Here is a 15,511-nt window from a genome sequence, read left to right on the forward strand (position 1 = left end):
AGGAATCTACTGTTCCTATACGGATTCTACGGTGAAGCCATGAGCACACACGAGAGCATCCGGCCCTTCACCGTCGACATCGCCCAGGCCGACCTGGACGATCTGCTCGTCCGCCTCGCGCGGACGCGGCTGCCCGAGCCCGCTCCCGGCGACGACTGGGACTACGGCACTCCGAACCACTACCTCCGCGACATGGTCGACCACTGGCAGAACGGCTTCGACTGGCGCGAGCAGGAAGCGCGGATGAACGAGTTCCCGCACTACCTGACCGAGATCGACGGCCAGACCGTCCACTTCCTGCACGTGCCGTCGAAGGTCGAGAACGCGACCCCGCTGCTCCTCGTCCACTCCTACCCCGGCTCGTACGTCGACTTCCTCGACCTGATCGGCCCGCTGACCGATCCGGTCGCGTACGGCGGCGCCGCCGAGGACGCGTTCTCGGTCGTCGTACCGTCGATCCCGGGCTTCGGGTTCAGCACTCCGCTCAACGACCGCGGCTGGACGATGGCCCGGGTCGCCCGGACCTTCGACACCCTGATGCGCCGGCTCGGCTACTCGTCGTACGGCAGCCACGGCTCGGACGCCGGCGCGATGGTCTCGCGGGAGCTCGGGCTGCTGAACCCGGACGGCTTCCTCGGCCTGCACGTGCTGCAATTGTTCTCCTTCCCGTCCGGCGACCCCGCCGAGTTCGAGAAGTTCACGCCGGCCGACTACGCGGCGCTGGAGCACCTGCAGTGGTTCCAGTCGGTCGGCGGGTACAACCAGATCAACGCGACCCGTCCGCAGACCGTTGCCGTCGGCATCTCCGACTCCCCTGTCGGCCAGCTCGCCTGGAACGAACTGTTCAACAGCTTTGGCAACGGCACCAGCCTGGTCACCCGCGACCAGATCCTGACCGAGGTCTCGCTGTACTGGTTCACCAACACGTCCGCCGCGGCCGGCCGCTACCACTTCGAGGAGGCGCACTCGGGCGCCGAACCGACGCAGAACCACGCGCGCACCGGGGTCGCCGTGTTCGCCGACGACTTCAAGACGATCCGCCCGCTCGCCGAGCGGGACAACACCAACATCGTCCACTGGTCGACGTTCGACAAGGGCGGTCACTACGCCTCGCTCGAGCGCCCCGAGGAACTCGCCACCGACCTGCGCACCTTCTTCCGCACCGCGTAGCCAATCCCTTCACCGCGGGAAGCCCGGAGCGCCGATGCGCTCCGGGCTCCTGGGCTCCGCCCAGCGGGAGGGACGTCAGGGCAGAGCCTCTCCGCGATCCCGATCGCGCAGGACGGTGCGGATACACAGCGCCCGGGGGGAAGCGCGGTACCGACCTCTGTCTCAGAGACCACCGGCACAGGCAGGTCGAGAGGCGGAGCAGTGCGCGGGCTTGTGTCAGCACGCACGCCCGGGCTTGTGAGGTCCCCCTTGGTGAGCCGTCCCCCCGTCGGCCACATTGCCAAATAGTGCTCTCGACGCTACGCCCGCACCACCCACTCCACAACGGCTCACGGCGTCACCGTTTGACTGCACGACCACAGCCCCGGTTCGAACGATCGGCCGCCTGCGCCGCGCCCGTTCGCGGTCTCGCCCAGCTAGTCGAGCGTCGTACGCCGACTGCCGCTCCTGCCGATGGCCTGGCGACTCGCCGCCTACTGCCACCTCGAGGGAAACGCGCTGAGGCTCCGCCGGCCGAACGTCGCCTATTGCTCCCTCGAGAGCGACGCACTCAGGCTGACTTACTGCCCCCTCAAGAGAAACGCACTGAGCTTCTGCCGGTCGAACGTCGGCTTGTCCACCTCGATCGACTCGTCGCCGAGGGTCAGCCGCACCGTCCCCGGCCCGTGCCGCCGGCAGATCCACCGCTTCAGTACGTCGACCAACGCCGGCACCTCCACCCCGTTCAAGGCCACCGCCAACTCCGGCCGATCCCCCACCCCCGCCTGAGTCATGAACTCCTGCTCAGCCAACTCCCGCCGAACCTCCCGAACAGCCTTGACCCCCTGGGCCGCCCCCAAATCCCCCACCACCCGAACCTCAACCCACCGCCCTTCACCCATCCCCTCAGGCTACTCAAATTCCCCTGTGGATAACTCCCACGCCACCCAGCCCCACACTCCTAAGCTGTCCGTATGGACGACGAAACCGAGCACCTCCTGCCCAGCGGCGAGCGCGTGTGGGTACTGACCACCGCTGCAGCTTCGAAGCACCTGTCCAACCTTCTCGCCCTCTTCCGCTCAGGCGAGACCGAGCCACTGATCTACGGCGACGCCGGCCAGCCCGAGGGCGTCGTCATTCCGTTCGAGGTCTGGCGCGCGCTCGTCGAGACCGCCATCGACGAGGAAGGCTTCGACTCCAGCTACTCGGTCCTCCGCCACCGCCTCAAGAACCCGTCCGGCCCTTCGGTCCCCATCGAGCAGGTAGCCGAAGAGCTCGGCCTGGACCTCAGCCAACCACTCGACGACTCCGACCGTCCCAAGCCGCAATGACGCAGTACCGCCTTCTCGTGCACCGGAAGGTCCTGCAACAACTTGCCGTGCTCAGGCGAGCCGCGGCGACGCAATCCCCAGGCGGTCTCCGAGACCGCGAGCTCCGTGCTCTGGAGACAGGCCTCCGTGCTCTCGCGCATGGCCAGGAAGACTTCGTCGAGGGTAAGCGACTCGGCTACAGGGACTACGACTTGAGCGACTGCGCGGAGATCAAGCTCGCGGTCATCCCGGAAAGCCGAGGCAATCACGAGCTGGGACCATCCCATCGCATGCTCTACCGCGAGTTCGAGCCCGAGGACGGCGGCCTCCCGTATCGCGAGGTCATCGCCTTCGAACCTCGCATGAACGACCGCCCGTTCGACGTCGCCGCCGCCCGTCTCGGCCGCGGCCGCGGCGTCAAGATCCAGAAACTCAACTCAGCGACTGCCACCTCGACTGCCGCCCCGTTGCGTCAGCCACTTCCACCGGACCTGCGCAAGGCGCTCGCTGCAGCCTCCGACGTTGCTCATCCTTCCGGGGCACTTCAGCCGCGTCCGCCTACTTCGCCGACGCGCGCTGGTCCGACTCGCGACGGTCCACCAGGTCGGGAGTTATGAGCGTCGGCTGAACCGTGTGGGCCTTGCCATCGTTCAAAGGGGTGTGACGACGGTCACATCCGTACCTCGGTGAGGGAGGAACAGATGGCGGCAAGAAGAGCACGACTAGCTGCGGCGGCGATCGCGGTCGGGGTGGTGGCCACCGCTTCCGGCAGTGTGGCGACGGCGGGCCGTGACGACGCGGGAAGCTCGCCCAGCACGGTGCGCGAACGTCTGTCCGGCTACGAGGAGGACCCGGCCCCGATCTCAACGAACGGCTCGGGTCAGTTCCAGGCCCGGATCGACGACCGGAACAAGCAGATCACCTGGCGGCTCAGCTACACCAGCCTGGAAGGCGTGGTCTCACAGGCACATATCCACTTCGGCGGGAAGGCGCAGAGCGGCGGCATCAGCGTGTTCCTCTGCACCAACCTGGGCAACGGCCCCGCCGGCACTCAAGCATGCCCCGCGGCGCCGGCGACCGTGACCGGCACGATCCGAGCCGCCGACGTTGTCGGCCCGGTGTCGCAGAGCCTGCTTGCCGGCCAGTACGACGACTTCGTCAAGGCGATCCGCAACGGGACGACGTACGTCAACGTCCACACCGACCGCTTCCCAGCGGGCGAGATCCGCGGCCAACTCGACCACCACCACTGAGCCGGCACGGCGACCTGCTGCGAGACGCGTAGCCGCGGGGCGACCTGCTGCGCGGCGAGGATGGCGTGGGGGATCAAGGGCGGGCGACCGCGGTCCGCCCTTGGTCGGCCTTGCCCGCCGCCCGGTGGTACCTGTCGCCGACCTCTCTTACTGCCTGGGCGAGCTCCGGCGCATCGAGTACTTCGAACTCCGCATCCAGCAACCCCAACCACAACGCCAACTGATGCGGATCGTCCGACCCCATCTCGACGATGCACGCGCCATCGTCGACCACCTCGGGCTCGATCGGGATCGGCATCCGATTCTTCACGTACTCCGCCGACACGAACACCTTCACCCGGGCCCGGTACTGCCACGACGCCGTACCGACAGAACGCCGTACGAACTCCGCCACGTCCTCCTCAGGCAACTCCCTCGGCGTGAACCGCGGCCCGTTAGGCACCTTCAACCGCATCCGATCAACCCGAAACGTCCGCCACCCCTGCCGCCCCCGATCCCACCCCACCAGGTACCACCGCCGCCCCCAAGCCACCAACCGATGAGGCTCCACAACGCGCGGGGCTTGCGGCTCCTCAACCTCCTCCGAACCTTCCCTCGGGTGATCGGTCCCGTCCGCCCGGCTCCCCCACACGCCACCCGCCGACCCGCCGTCGTACTCGAACCGCAACGCCTCCCGATCCCGCACCGCAGCCGCAATCGCCGTCAGGACCTCGGCATCAACCCGCCCCTCACTCCCACCGACCGCAACCGTCGCCCCCGCCAACGCCCGCACCCGATGCCGCAACCGCGATGGCAGCACCTGCTCCAGCTTCACCAACGCCCGTACGGACGTCTCCTCGATCCCCGCAATCCCACCCGCAGCCGCCGAACGCAACCCCACCGCAACAGCCACCGCCTCGTCGTCATCCAGCAACAACGGCGGCAACACCCCACCAGCCCCCAACCGATACCCACCAGCAACCCCCGGCCGAGCCTCCACCGGATACCCCAACCCCCGCAACCGCTCCACATCCGTCCGAAGCGTCCGAGTAGAAACTCCCAACCGCCCAGCCAGCTCCCGCCCCGCCCACTCCCCCCGCACCTGCAACAACCCCAACAACCGCAACAACCTGGTAGACGTCTCCAACATCCCGCCATACTCCCACCCACCGCGGCGGGAACACTTCCGCGATAGCCAGGGGTTTTCGTCCACCCGACAATCTCGCGATACCCGACTTCGCCGCACCAGTCCGCGTCAGCATCAGGCCTGAACGCGACCCCCGATGCTGTCCAGCCAGGCCCGGACCTTGCCGACATCGGTGTAGCCGTGGGATCGCAGAGCTTCGACTATGTCTCGACCGCAGACGAGCGCGATCGGATGACCATCAGTTCGTACCTCCGCATAGACCTGCGTGTGAAAGTACGACGTCGTGACGAACGCTCCGAACTGGCGATGCCGGATCCGGGAGATCAGTCGAGCGACTTCGCGTACACCAACGGAGTTGTCGACGGAGTAGCACTTAGCCTCGAGAGCGAAGTCGATCCTGATCGGGTCCGCCGTAGGTCCGAGGATGTACTCGCCGACCGCGTCTCGCCCGCCGTCTCGACTCGGCTGGGTCACGTCGCACCGCCCTGTAGCTGGAGCGATCAGCCGCCACAACTGAACAGCCGCAACCTCGAAGTCGTGCTCTCGGTCGCGGTAATACTCGCGGATTTCCTGAAGGATCGCTCGACCTTCGGGATCGCCCGGAAGTTGCTGAGCCTTGCTCCGCGTGATGGTCGTCGGGGGCGCCAGCATCGGGGTGAAGACCCGGTTTTCCACCCACGCCTTCCAGACCGCAGGGCAATATCTACTATCACTGGCATTCCCATCGAGGACGTCATCGATCCATGCCCGGGAGATGCGGCCGGCATCTAGAACCGTGAAATGCGCCCGATAGTTCTGGAATCGGAGACCGCGCGTCGTGCGCCAGATCGCAACTAGATCATCATCGCTTGTCGTCGCCTCGGCACCGGGCACCAGCAGGCCTCGAAAGATGATGCTCCGTCCCGGGAAGGCCTTTTCGAACAACAGGAAGGGCGGAACTTGGCGCCGCTCGACCGGGGTGCCGTGGCTTAGCTCGAAAACGTTCCTCAGGAGCAGGTTGCCGCCTCGCTGCGTGTCGTGCAACTCGCGTCCGGGCCTGCGGTTGTCACCGTAGTAGGTGAAGACACCGGTCTGAGTATCCAAGACGTCAGGCCAGTCAACCTCAGCAGCCGTCGCGTAGAGCGCTACGACTCGTACAGTTCCCGCCCGCGGCGATCCCTTGTACCGAAATCCACCCTGGTTGCCAACGGGCAACAATCGCGCGAGCGGGTCATCGGCAACCGTACCGTTCGTCCCGCCCTCATACAGTCCATCCACGACCAGATCGGCCCTCTCGAGGCCAGCGAACGGCACCACCGCGCTCAGACTCACCCAGGCAGGCTAGCTCTCCTGCTGATCAATCGGTCGCTAGCGCCGCCGCAGCGAGTTGTGAGTAATTCGCTGTCACCGGACCGACACTCCGCCTGTTGGGCACACCTTCCGCGCCAGGGTCTATCGTCACCCGAGTGCGCGACGATCAACTGCCAGACATGCCTGTGCCTGAACCAGAGTCGGATCCTCAGCGGGACATGGTCGTAGAAGCCTTCAAAGCGGCGGATCCGGATGGCAAGCGCGCAGGCGCAGTCTTCAGGGCCACCTACGATCAACTGTACGACGGGCAGCACACTGGGCGGTTTCGGTGGGATCAGCTGTTTAAGACGGAGAAGACGCACTATGGGACGCTGCTAGAGATCAACTTGCGGCGGGAGTTTGACGACGTCATCGATGACACCGCCGAGGGCCGGCCGCTTGACTACCTGATCTGCGGACATGACGTCGACTGCAAGTTCTCTCAAAGCTTCGGCGGGTGGATGCTGCCGCCAGAGTGCTTCGGGCATCTCTTGCTGGTTGCCTGGGCTAACGACCAGCGTGGGACTTGGAGTCTCGGTGTTGTCAGAGCGTCTGATGCTAATCGGCGAGTCAGCGTCAACCGGGATGGGAAGACGCAGCTCAGCGCCAAGGGACGTGAGCAGATCGCATGGTTGCAGCTGGAAGCCGACCTGCCGCCGAACGTCTTGCTCGGCCTGCCGCCGACCACGCTTGCGCAGGTGCTTGCTCCCCGGTCTGGACAGGCTCGTGTAACTGAGCTGCTGAGACGAGTGACCGAAAAGCGGATCGGGCGGAACACGATCGCTACGCTGGCGCAGCAGGACGACTATATGGCGAGACTGAGGGACAACGGCAACGGAGCGCGGACGACCCTGAGGCAGGAGGGTTACCTCATCCCGGGCGGAGACTACGAGGCACATCGATCCGTTGCCCGACGCCTCGGCGTCGTCGTGCCTGAGCCAGGTGAGGTCGTAAGCTTCAAAGTCGTACCGTCAGAGGAGCACGCCCCTTGGAGCGTGGAGCTCGATGGGCGTCACTGGCGGCTAGCACGCGACGAAGACGAGATTGTGCTTCCTGCACCCAAACTTCCGGACGTCCGGAAGCCGAAGAAGCAGGGCGCAAGTGGAACGGGGATGTTGACGGAGAGCGCTCCGATCGAGTCCGAGGTGTAGCTGCGAATGACAAGGCGTCAGGCGACCGAAGGGGCTAGTGGAGACGCTCGCCGGCCCCGCTTGGTCAACGAGGTGCTGGACACGCCCACGAGCGCGGGCAGGTCACGGAACATGCAGGCCATTCGCCGGGTGAATACGAAACCCGAGATTCGGCTGCGGTCTGCGCTACACAGGGACGGGCACCGCTTCCGCAAAGACATGGTGGTGCAGACTTCGTCGCGGCGAGTGCGGCCGGACATTGTCTTCACCGCCCGGAAGATCGCCGTCTTCGTCGACGGATGTTTCTGGCACTGCTGTCCAGAACACGGGCGTCAACCCTCGGTGAACTCCAGATACTGGTCCCCCAAGCTTGCGCGAAACGTCGAGCGGGACCGCCTGGCTGATGCTGCACTTCAGGATGATGGCTGGACTGTGGTTCGCATCTGGGAGCACGAGTCACTTGAGACTGCCGTGCGTCTGGTCAAGCAAGCCCTGCAGACCAAGGTTGCTTAACTAACCTTCGAGCGCTTCTGAGCAAGATATTCGTGCCGGACATGGTCATCTTGTCCTATGAACGCCCGGAATCCACCAAGCTTGAAGGCTAGCTCGTTGGACCTCGATGGCTTGACGTTCATGTCGAAGTCACGCATCAAGTGCTTGAGCCGGAGGTCGATCTCCTCACGGGTGAGGACGCCGTCGATCTCCTGGAAGATCTGGTCAATCGTGAGGGGTCTATCAGCTGCCCGCAGGACTCTGTACACAGCGTCGTGAGTGACAGCTTCGCTTTGAAGCCGCGGCTCACCCACATGATTCAGCGCCGCGACGATGCGCTGGCCAATAGCCTCAGCAACTGGCGGCGGGAAGGCGTTGCCCACCTGGCGGTATCGGGAAGTCTTGCGCCCGGCGAAACGCCAGTTCCAGTCATCACGCCACCCCTGCAACCTGGCGACCATCTCAACGGTCAGCTTCGGGTTGAAATGTTCTGGCGTACCGGCCGGTGGAGGAGCATCGGCGACGCCGAGCCCATCGACGCCTAGCTCCGCCCAGGCACGCTTGGCGCGAGTCGGTCCGAGGTCAGCACCACCATGCTTCTTTGAACCGCCAACGATGGTAGGAGCGATCTTGTTGGCCCGCCTCGACCAGTGCTCGGCGTGCTCCCAGCCGTTTGAGCGCATCAGGTCGACCAGTTCCTCCCCTACCGTCCGCTGGACTGGGGTTGTTTCGGGCCAGCTGAAGTAGGGCGCATCCTCAGCGCTCAACGCAACGAGGACGAAACGCGGCCGCAACTGCGGAACGTTGAAGTCCGACGCCTGAAGCAGGCGCCAGTCGGCGACGTAACCGAGCTCACTAAGCCGATCCAGGACATGCTGGCGATAGGCCGAGAAACGCGGCGCGGATAACCCACGCACATTCTCGAGCATCAGCGCCCTCGGACGCATCAGTCCGCAGAGCTCAACTGCCCAAGCGAACAGATCCCGCTCATCCTTCGCACCCAGCTGCTTGCCGGCGATCGAGAACGGTGGGCACGGTACACCACCCGCGAGCAAGTCGATTCCGGTGAAATCCGCCGGGTTCCATACGGCTGTGTCCGCGACGTCGCCGACCCGGACGTCCCACTCGGGCCGGTTGAGCTTGAGCGTCTCGGCTGCCATGGCATCCAGCTCGACAGCTAGTGCATGCTCAAATCCTGCGCGTTCGAGGCCTAAAGCCTGACCGCCCGCTCCCGCGCAGATCTCCACTACTCGCAGCTGGGTCATCAAGCCTCCCCGGAAGTCGAACATTTGTTCGAGTGTAGAAATCGTCACGTTCCAGAGTCAAATCCGGCCACCAGCCGGGGGGTGACTCCAGAGCAAGTCGCTGAGCAGACGTCACCCGGTCACCATCTCGTCTAGTCATGGCGTGGCACATGCCGACGGCTCTCACTCTTCCGGGGACCGATGAAGCAGAGCCTAGCGCCTGCCTGCGCGCCAATCGGGGACGCCCGCCGTCGCTCCCTCGACTACTTTCCGCATGTGCTCAGAGACTCGCGTCGTCACCCCGCACAGAAGACTCAGTGCGGTCCGCACCTAGCCCAGCGACCCGGTCAGAAGCTGAGGTGATCGGACTGAGCTGATCTTTCTGTTGGAAGTGTCGGAAACGGCGAGCGAGGGTGGGGGTATGGAATTTAGTCAGCTTGGGCGTACGGGACTGAAGGTTAGTCGGGTTGTGTTGGGGACTATGAACTTCGGTCCTCATACCGAGGTGGGGGATGCGCACGCGATCATGGATGCGGCGCACGAGAAGGGGGTGAACTTCTTCGATACGGCGAACGGGTACGGGCGGGCGATCTACCCGGGGCGGACGGAGGAGATCATCGGGGAGTGGTTCGCCAAGGATCCGGGGAACCGGGAGAAGACGGTGCTGGCGACCAAGGTGTACGGCGACATGGGACAGGAGTGGCCGAACACGAGCAAGTTGTCGGCGCTCAACATCCGCCGGTCGCTCGACGCCAGCCTGAAGCGGTTGCGGACGGACTACGTGGATCTGTACCAGTTCCACCACGTGGACCGGGCGACGCCGTGGGACGAGATCTGGCAGGCGCTGGAGGTCGCCGTACAGCAGGGCAAGGTGCTGTACGCCGGATCGAGCAACTTCGCGGGGTGGCACATCGCGCAGGCGCAGGAGGCGGCGGCGCGGCGGAATTACCTGGGCCTGGTCAGCGAGCAGTCGCTGTACAACCTGATCCAGCGTGACGTCGAGCGGGAGTTGCTGCCGGCGGCGGAGGCCTACGGGCTGGGCGTGATCCCCTGGTCGCCGCTGCACGGCGGTCTGCTGGGTGGTGTCATCCGCAAGGAGAGCCAGGGCGTACGGCGGCTCGAGGGACGCTCGAAGGAGGCGCTCGAGACGCTGCGGCCGCAGATCGAGCAGTACGAGGCGTTCTCGGACGAGCTCGGCCACGAGCCTGGCGAGCTCGCGCTGGCGTGGCTGCTGCACCAGCCGGCCGTGACCGGCCCGATCGTCGGGCCGCGGACGATGGAGCAGCTGGACTCGGCGGTGCGCGCGGTCGACATCAAGCTGGACGAGAAGGCGCTCGCCAAGCTGGACGAGATCTTCCCCGGGTACAAGACCGCTCCCGAGGACTACGCCTGGTAGCTCGACTCGATCGAGTCGAGGAACAGCCTGACGATGTCGCGGGCGTCCGTACGGCGCCAGGCGACGGCCAACGCCGCCGGGGCGAGGTCGGGGACCGGGCGGAACGTCAGGCCTGGGCGTTTATAGAGGTGGGCGTTGCCCTCGGCGATGAGGGCGACGCCCACTCCTGCGTTGACGAGTTCGAGAACCTCGTCGGCGGCGGTGGCTTCGGCGCCGATGACGGGTGGATGTACGCCGCGGGCGTCGGAAGCGAGCCAGAAGTCGCGGAGCGGGCCGGCTGCGGCGGGCAGGGCGACGAAGGGTTCGTCGAGTAGATCCGAGAAGGCGAGCTCGGCGCGGTCGGCGAGGCGGTGCCCGGCGGGGAGGGCGACCCACCTCGGTTCGCGGACGAGGACGCGCCATGCGAGGTCGTCCGACGGGATCGGCAGCCAGACGAACGCGACGTCGCTGCCACCGTCGGCCAGGCCCGCGGTCGGATCGCCCCAGCCGACCAGTCTTAGGGAGACCGTCCAACCGGGCGCACGGGAGCGGAAGCGTTGGACGGCAGGTCCTTGGAGGTCGCGGCCGACAGCCGTTTGCATGCCGACGACGAGCTGGTTCGGGTGCGCGAGCGCACGCGCCTCGGCGTACCCGCGGTCCCAGGTCTCGAGGATCGAGCGGGCCACGGGGAGCAATGAGCTGCCCTGGGCCGTGAGGGCGAGACCGCGCGGCCGGCGGACGAACAGGTCGAAGCCGAGGCGGCGTTCGAGCGCTCGCAGTTGCTTGGACAGCGCTGGTTGCGAGACGAACAGGCGCGCGGCCGCGGCGGTCACGGTCAGTTCGTCGGCGGCAGCGACGAAGTACCGCAGTTCCCGGAGGTGGGCGTCCATAGCCAATGGTTATACCAACAGGTCTTGGACGCGGTGGGGGCCGCGCGTCGAGGCTGCCGGTATGACGACGACACTTCGCAGGCTCGGTGAGCTCGACGTTCCGGCGATCGGGTTCGGAGCGATGGTCCTCTCCCCCGGCATGTACGGCGAGATCGACGACGACCGCGCGGTCGCGGCGATCCAGGCCGCGGTCGGGGCCGGCGGGACGTTCATCGACACCAGTGACGCGTACGGCGAGGGCGGGCACAACGAGCGGGTGGTCGGGCGGGCGATCCGGGGCCGGCGTGACGAGGTCACGGTGGCGACCAAGTTCGGGCTCGCGGTTCCGGACGGTGCCGAGGCGCATCCGTTGAAGGTCGGGTACGCGTTCGAGGAGCTGCTCGTGAACGCGGAGCCGAAGTACGTCCGCGGGTATGCGGAGAGCAGTCTTCGCAACCTCGGCACGGACGTGATCGATCTGTACTACCTCCACTTCCCGGACCCGCAGGTGCCGATCGAGGAGTCGGTCGGGGCGATGGCGGAGCTCGTTGCTGATGGCAAGGTTCGGCAGCTCGGCGTGTGCAACGTGACGCCGGACGAGTTGCGGCGGGCGCATGGGGTGCACCCGATGGCCGCCGTACAGACCGAGTGGTCGATGTGGCGGCCGGTGGATCCGGAGCTGCTCGAGGTGGCGCGGGAGCTCGGCGTCGGCGTCGTACCTTGGAGTCCGCTGGGGGCCGGATTCCTGACCGGATCCGTGCGGGAGCTCGACGCCGACGACTTCCGGAACAACGCGCCGCGCTTCAAGAACCTGGAGGCGAACAACGCGTCGTACGCCGCCCTGCAGGCGCTCGCGGCGGATCTCGGAATCACCCGGAGTCAGCTCGCGCTGGCGTGGTTACTGCACCAGGATCCGGCGGTCGTGCCGATTCCGGGAAGCCGTACGCCGGCGCACATCGAGGAGAACCTGGCCGCCGCGGAGATCACGCTGCATCCGGACACGCTCGCCCGGATCGACACCGTGCTCGCCCGGCTGAAGCCCGTCGGGGGCACGCTGCTGTAGACGTCCGTCAACTGTGGACGGCTGTGGTGGGGAGCATGCCGATGAGGGCGTCGGCGGCCAGGGAGGCTGCCGGGGTGGTGGGTACGGCGACCGAGACCTGCCACGAGGACGCGGAGCCGGGCGTGAGCGGGACGGTGACGTGGTCGCCTCGCTTGGCGGCGATGCGTTCGGGGACGAGGGCGACGCCGAGGTTGTGGGACACGAGGGCGAGGAGCGTGTGGACGTCGTTCACCTCGATCGTCACCGGGTGGGCGACGCCGGCGTCCGCGAAGGCCCGGTCGGAGATGGCGCGGGCGCCCCAGGTCGGGTCGAAGTCGACGAAGGACTCGCCGGCGAGGTCGTCGAGCGAGACCGCGGTGGCCGAGGCGAGGCGGTGGTCGGGGGCGCAGACGAGGACCATCGACTCCCGCGACAGCGGGCGCAGGTCGAGGCCGTCGACCGGGTCGCCGGCCGTCGCTACGAACGCGACGTCGAGGCGGCCGGAGGCGAGTTCGTCGAGCATCGGGGTCGAGCCACCCTGACGTACCTCGATCTCCACGCCGGGATAGGCGGAGCGGAACTTGGCGAGCAGCGCGGGTACGTCGACCACGCCGAGGCACTGCTCCAGGCCGACGGTGAGGTGCCCGCGCAGGAGGCCTTGCACGGCGGCGACCGCGTCCTTGGCGGCTTCGGCGGCGGCGAGTGCACGGCGACCTTCGCATAGGAGAGCGCGGCCGGCCTCGGTTAGCTCGACGCTGCGGGTGTTGCGGACGAAGAGCGAGGCGCGGAGCTCACGTTCCAGCGCGCGGATCGAGGCGGACAGACCCGACTGCGAGATCGACATCGCCTCGGCGGCCCGGGTGAAGTGCTTCTGCTCGGCCACCGCCACAAAGTGTTCCAAGTGCCTCAGCTCCATGACTAAGAACTGTAGTCGATCAGCACAATCCGATTCTCCTGTCTCATCGCTCAGGGTCGCCGTACGCGCGCACCGAGGCGATCGGTAGGGTGGCGGTATGGCGGATGAGTTTCGGGTTGTGGTCGAGCTCGGTAGTGACGAGCACGGGTTGACGTTCTGGGAGCGGTTGCGCGCGCTGGATCTGGACGACGACGCGCGCAAGCGGCTCGGGAGCCAGGTGACCGTGACCCGGGACGGGAACCGGATGCTGCTGTACACGGACTCGCTCGAGGACGCCCAGGAGGCCGAGCGGACCGTCCGCGAGCTGGTTGCCGACGACAACCTGCAGGCGGAGTACTCCGTGACCCGGTGGAACCCGGCCGAGCAGGAGTGGACCGACCCGAGCGTCCCGGTCGGCGAGCACGACGCCGCCAGCGACGCGGCGAAGAACGCCGACATGGAGGTCCCGGACCCGCGCTACGTCGTGGTCCAGGCGTACAAGCCGGAGTTCCTGCGGGACCTCGGTTTGTAATCCCGGAGACCTCAGCCACACGTCGGTTCGTCGGCGCTGACGTCCGCGGCCTGTCGCCGTACCCGGACGGCCTGTCGCCGTACCCGGACGGCCTGTCGCCGTACCCGGACGGCCTGACGGTCACGGCCGGGAGTGTGGTCGGCAACGGTTCGGTGACGGGTGGGGAACGGCGGGGTGGGGGAACCCCTTGGACCACTAGTGTCGGCGTTTCGTTGCAGGCCTGGGCGGCGTGGTTCTGCGACTCTGACAATCTGAGGAGAGGGGAACCCGTGTCTCGTCGACGTGGTCTCGTGGCCGGTGCGGTCGTGCTGTCGTTCGTGCTGGTCGGCTGTTCCGACGTGGCCGCGAGTGAGTCCGACACACCGTCGTCCGAGAGTACGCCGTCCGCCACCACCCCCTCCGGTACGCCGACCACCACGCCGACGTCCTCCCCCAGCCCGACGGCCACCACGCCGACCCCGACCCCGACGGCGACCAAGCCGAAGCCCAGGGTGAAGCAGACGCCGCAGTACTACGCGCTCCGCGTCGAAGGGCAACTCGACAAACTCGGGTACCCGGTCGGCGACGTCGACGGGGACATCACCGCGCGGTCGAAGCAGGCGTTGTGCGCGTGGCGCGAGACGCACGGGATGACGGTCAGCCGCAAGGGCCTCACGCTGGCCGACGCGTACTCGGTGCTCAACGCAACCAGGCGGCCGACGCCGACGCGCTCCCCCGGGATCTACGTGAACAAGACCTGCCAGATCGCGTACCAGATCGTCGGCAAGGCATACAAGCGGATCGTCTGGGTCTCGACCGGCGCCCCCGGCTACGAGACCCCGAACCGCACCGGCAAGGTCTGGCGCAAGTGGGCCGGCGCGCACGAGAGCAGCCTCTACCCCGAGGCCTACATGTACGACTCGCTCTACTTCCTCCGCGACCGCCCCGGCATCGCCCTGCACGGCTCCCGCGTCAACTCCCTGGTCAAGACGTACCCCGCCAGCCACCGCTGCGTCCGCGTCACCCGCCCCGAAATCACCCAGATCTTCAAAGAAACCCCCATCGGCACCAAGGTCCAGGTCTACGGCGACTACTGACCGGCCCCCCGTGCGCGGGATTCTTCTCGTCGCGCTGGCGTTCACCCTGACCGCCTGCGACGCAGCTCCAGCACCAACGAGCGCGCCGACGAGGTCCGCGGTCACGGCGGCCACGGTCACGACGTCCGCGGTCACGGTGCTTCCCGAGGCGAAAGCCTTGCAGGCCGCTCTGACGATGCAGGACCTGCCGGCGAACTGGATCGGGGACGCCTCGGTGGATCCAAATGCCGGTGACGCGCCCGCTGCCGGCGACTATGTGCCGTCGAAGTGCCGAACCCTGCGTCATGCGATGCACGACCTGGGCAAGCCGCAAACGGCCGTCAGCGCACAGTTCAACGGTCCGGGAGCGTCATCGTCCGAGAAGATTCGATCGTGGCCGACGGGGCGCGAGGCATTGCTCCAGACCGTCACCGAGGTCTTGCCTTCCTGCGCCACCTTCACCATGACGCCGGTCGGGGAGAGTAGTCCGGTCAGCGTCACCGCCCGGCAGTTGTCGGTCCCGGGTCTCTCCGACGGTGTTGCCGTTCGGTTCGAGATCCGCTCGGGGACCACGTGGGTTCAGCACCGGGCGTACGCCGTACGAGGCGGAACCGTGCTCGAACTGGCAGCTGACCAGCTGTCCGACGCCGACTTCGTTCGGCTGACGGGCAAGGCGGTCGCGAAGCTGGACGCAGTCGTCCGATAGCGCC

The 15,511-nt window shown here is 66.8% G+C and carries 17 protein-coding genes; 11 read left to right on the forward strand and 6 right to left on the reverse strand.

Translation table 11 applies throughout. The annotated features are described in order from the left end of the window. Window positions 1-39 precede the first annotated feature (39 nt). A complete protein-coding gene (locus ACQPYZ_RS23250; RefSeq protein WP_433159706.1) occupies window positions 40-1,170 on the forward strand; it encodes an epoxide hydrolase family protein in 1,131 nt (376 codons plus the stop codon). A gap of 560 nt (window positions 1,171-1,730) precedes the next feature. Here ACQPYZ_RS23250 and ACQPYZ_RS23255 read toward each other — a convergent pair. Continuing rightward, the gene (locus ACQPYZ_RS23255) at window positions 1,731-1,943 is read right to left on the reverse strand and encodes a hypothetical protein (RefSeq protein WP_433159709.1); all 213 of its coding nucleotides are present in this window, start codon (window positions 1,941-1,943) and stop codon (window positions 1,731-1,733) included. A gap of 180 nt (window positions 1,944-2,123) precedes the next feature. Here ACQPYZ_RS23255 and ACQPYZ_RS23260 point away from each other — a divergent pair, with 180 nt between their 5' ends. The 3 genes from ACQPYZ_RS23260 (at window position 2,124) to ACQPYZ_RS23270 (ending at window position 3,712) form a co-directional block, all read left to right on the forward strand. Further along, window positions 2,124-2,480 (forward strand): hypothetical protein, encoded by a 357-nt coding sequence (locus ACQPYZ_RS23260; protein WP_433159712.1) that lies wholly within the window; start codon window positions 2,124-2,126, stop codon window positions 2,478-2,480. Beyond that, window positions 2,477-3,076: a hypothetical protein gene (locus tag ACQPYZ_RS23265; protein ID WP_433159714.1), complete on the forward strand. Its 600-nt coding sequence runs from the start codon at window positions 2,477-2,479 to the stop codon at window positions 3,074-3,076. The genes ACQPYZ_RS23260 and ACQPYZ_RS23265 overlap by 4 nt, the downstream gene beginning before the upstream one ends. An 84-nt stretch (window positions 3,077-3,160) precedes the next feature. After that, window positions 3,161-3,712 (forward strand): CHRD domain-containing protein, encoded by a 552-nt coding sequence (locus tag ACQPYZ_RS23270; RefSeq protein ID WP_433159717.1) that lies wholly within the window; start codon window positions 3,161-3,163, stop codon window positions 3,710-3,712. Between the two features lie 73 nt (window positions 3,713-3,785). Here the strand turns inward: ACQPYZ_RS23270 and ACQPYZ_RS23275 are convergent, their stop codons facing one another. Together ACQPYZ_RS23275 and ACQPYZ_RS23280 are read right to left on the reverse strand one after the other, a co-directional pair. Next, on the reverse strand, window positions 3,786-4,841 hold the full coding sequence (locus ACQPYZ_RS23275) for a helix-turn-helix transcriptional regulator (protein ID WP_433159720.1): 1,056 nt from the start codon (window positions 4,839-4,841) through the stop codon (window positions 3,786-3,788). A gap of 111 nt (window positions 4,842-4,952) precedes the next feature. Further along, complete coding sequence (locus ACQPYZ_RS23280) at window positions 4,953-6,149, reverse strand: restriction endonuclease (protein ID WP_433159723.1); 1,197 nt, start codon at window positions 6,147-6,149, stop codon at window positions 4,953-4,955. A 134-nt stretch (window positions 6,150-6,283) separates the two neighbouring features. On the opposite strand from ACQPYZ_RS23280, the gene ACQPYZ_RS23285 reads away from it, so the two are divergent. Together ACQPYZ_RS23285 and ACQPYZ_RS23290 are read left to right on the forward strand one after the other, a co-directional pair. Continuing rightward, window positions 6,284-7,318, forward strand: coding sequence for a NaeI family type II restriction endonuclease (locus ACQPYZ_RS23285; protein ID WP_433159726.1), 1,035 nt, complete (start codon window positions 6,284-6,286; stop codon window positions 7,316-7,318). Between the two features lie 111 nt (window positions 7,319-7,429). Beyond that, window positions 7,430-7,810 carry a very short patch repair endonuclease gene (locus ACQPYZ_RS23290; RefSeq protein WP_433169738.1) on the forward strand — a complete coding sequence of 127 codons (381 nt, stop codon included), beginning with the start codon at window positions 7,430-7,432 and terminating at the stop codon, window positions 7,808-7,810. Here ACQPYZ_RS23290 and ACQPYZ_RS23295 read toward each other — a convergent pair. Beyond that, window positions 7,807-9,078, reverse strand: coding sequence for a DNA cytosine methyltransferase (locus tag ACQPYZ_RS23295; protein ID WP_433159729.1), 1,272 nt, complete (start codon window positions 9,076-9,078; stop codon window positions 7,807-7,809). The genes ACQPYZ_RS23290 and ACQPYZ_RS23295 overlap by 4 nt on opposite strands. A 376-nt stretch (window positions 9,079-9,454) precedes the next feature. Here ACQPYZ_RS23295 and ACQPYZ_RS23300 point away from each other — a divergent pair, with 376 nt between their 5' ends. After that, window positions 9,455-10,429 carry an aldo/keto reductase gene (locus ACQPYZ_RS23300; protein ID WP_433159731.1) on the forward strand — a complete coding sequence of 325 codons (975 nt, stop codon included), beginning with the start codon at window positions 9,455-9,457 and terminating at the stop codon, window positions 10,427-10,429. Here the strand turns inward: ACQPYZ_RS23300 and ACQPYZ_RS23305 are convergent. Further along, the gene (locus ACQPYZ_RS23305) at window positions 10,417-11,298 is read right to left on the reverse strand and encodes a LysR family transcriptional regulator (protein WP_433159734.1); all 882 of its coding nucleotides are present in this window, start codon (window positions 11,296-11,298) and stop codon (window positions 10,417-10,419) included. The genes ACQPYZ_RS23300 and ACQPYZ_RS23305 overlap by 13 nt on opposite strands. A 61-nt stretch (window positions 11,299-11,359) precedes the next feature. Here ACQPYZ_RS23305 and ACQPYZ_RS23310 point away from each other — a divergent pair, with 61 nt between their 5' ends. Further along, entirely contained in the window at window positions 11,360-12,340 is a 981-nt protein-coding gene (locus ACQPYZ_RS23310) for an aldo/keto reductase (protein WP_433159737.1), read from the forward strand. 7 nt (window positions 12,341-12,347) lie between these two features. On the opposite strand, the gene ACQPYZ_RS23315 is transcribed toward ACQPYZ_RS23310, so the two are convergent. Further along, the gene (locus ACQPYZ_RS23315; protein ID WP_433159740.1) at window positions 12,348-13,235 is read right to left on the reverse strand and encodes a LysR family transcriptional regulator; all 888 of its coding nucleotides are present in this window, start codon (window positions 13,233-13,235) and stop codon (window positions 12,348-12,350) included. 97 nt (window positions 13,236-13,332) lie between these two features. On the opposite strand from ACQPYZ_RS23315, the gene ACQPYZ_RS23320 reads away from it, so the two are divergent. The 3 genes from ACQPYZ_RS23320 (at window position 13,333) to ACQPYZ_RS23330 (ending at window position 15,507) form a co-directional block, all read left to right on the forward strand. Next, entirely contained in the window at window positions 13,333-13,746 is a 414-nt protein-coding gene (locus tag ACQPYZ_RS23320) for a hypothetical protein (RefSeq protein ID WP_433159742.1), read from the forward strand. A gap of 269 nt (window positions 13,747-14,015) precedes the next feature. Beyond that, window positions 14,016-14,822, forward strand: coding sequence for a L,D-transpeptidase family protein (locus tag ACQPYZ_RS23325; RefSeq protein WP_433159745.1), 807 nt, complete (start codon window positions 14,016-14,018; stop codon window positions 14,820-14,822). Between the two features lie 10 nt (window positions 14,823-14,832). Continuing rightward, window positions 14,833-15,507: a hypothetical protein gene (locus ACQPYZ_RS23330; RefSeq protein WP_433159747.1), complete on the forward strand. Its 675-nt coding sequence runs from the start codon at window positions 14,833-14,835 to the stop codon at window positions 15,505-15,507. Window positions 15,508-15,511 lie beyond the last annotated feature (4 nt).

Origin of the sequence: Kribbella sp. CA-247076 (assembly GCF_050942445.1) — a bacterium.
Lineage (GTDB): Bacteria > Actinomycetota > Actinomycetes > Propionibacteriales > Kribbellaceae > Kribbella.

Bases quoted from the DNA above. Each gene is read 5' to 3' on its own strand.
- ACQPYZ_RS23320 (WP_433159742.1), top strand. From the start codon at position 13,333: ATGGCGGATGAGTTTCGGGTTGTGGTCGAGCTCGGTAGTGACGAGCAC.
- ACQPYZ_RS23300 (WP_433159731.1), top strand. From the start codon at position 9,455: ATGGAATTTAGTCAGCTTGGGCGTACGGGACTGAAGGTTAGTCGGGTT.
- ACQPYZ_RS23305 (WP_433159734.1), bottom strand. From the start codon at position 11,298: ATGGACGCCCACCTCCGGGAACTGCGGTACTTCGTCGCTGCCGCCGAC.
- ACQPYZ_RS23260 (WP_433159712.1), top strand. From the start codon at position 2,124: ATGGACGACGAAACCGAGCACCTCCTGCCCAGCGGCGAGCGCGTGTGG.
- ACQPYZ_RS23250 (WP_433159706.1), top strand. From the start codon at position 40: ATGAGCACACACGAGAGCATCCGGCCCTTCACCGTCGACATCGCCCAG.
- ACQPYZ_RS23270 (WP_433159717.1), top strand. From the start codon at position 3,161: ATGGCGGCAAGAAGAGCACGACTAGCTGCGGCGGCGATCGCGGTCGGG.
- ACQPYZ_RS23290 (WP_433169738.1), top strand. From the start codon at position 7,430: ATGCAGGCCATTCGCCGGGTGAATACGAAACCCGAGATTCGGCTGCGG.
- ACQPYZ_RS23255 (WP_433159709.1), bottom strand. From the start codon at position 1,943: ATGACTCAGGCGGGGGTGGGGGATCGGCCGGAGTTGGCGGTGGCCTTG.
- ACQPYZ_RS23295 (WP_433159729.1), bottom strand. From the start codon at position 9,078: ATGTTCGACTTCCGGGGAGGCTTGATGACCCAGCTGCGAGTAGTGGAG.
- ACQPYZ_RS23315 (WP_433159740.1), bottom strand. From the start codon at position 13,235: ATGGAGCTGAGGCACTTGGAACACTTTGTGGCGGTGGCCGAGCAGAAG.
- ACQPYZ_RS23275 (WP_433159720.1), bottom strand. From the start codon at position 4,841: ATGTTGGAGACGTCTACCAGGTTGTTGCGGTTGTTGGGGTTGTTGCAG.
- ACQPYZ_RS23265 (WP_433159714.1), top strand. From the start codon at position 2,477: ATGACGCAGTACCGCCTTCTCGTGCACCGGAAGGTCCTGCAACAACTT.
- ACQPYZ_RS23310 (WP_433159737.1), top strand. From the start codon at position 11,360: ATGACGACGACACTTCGCAGGCTCGGTGAGCTCGACGTTCCGGCGATC.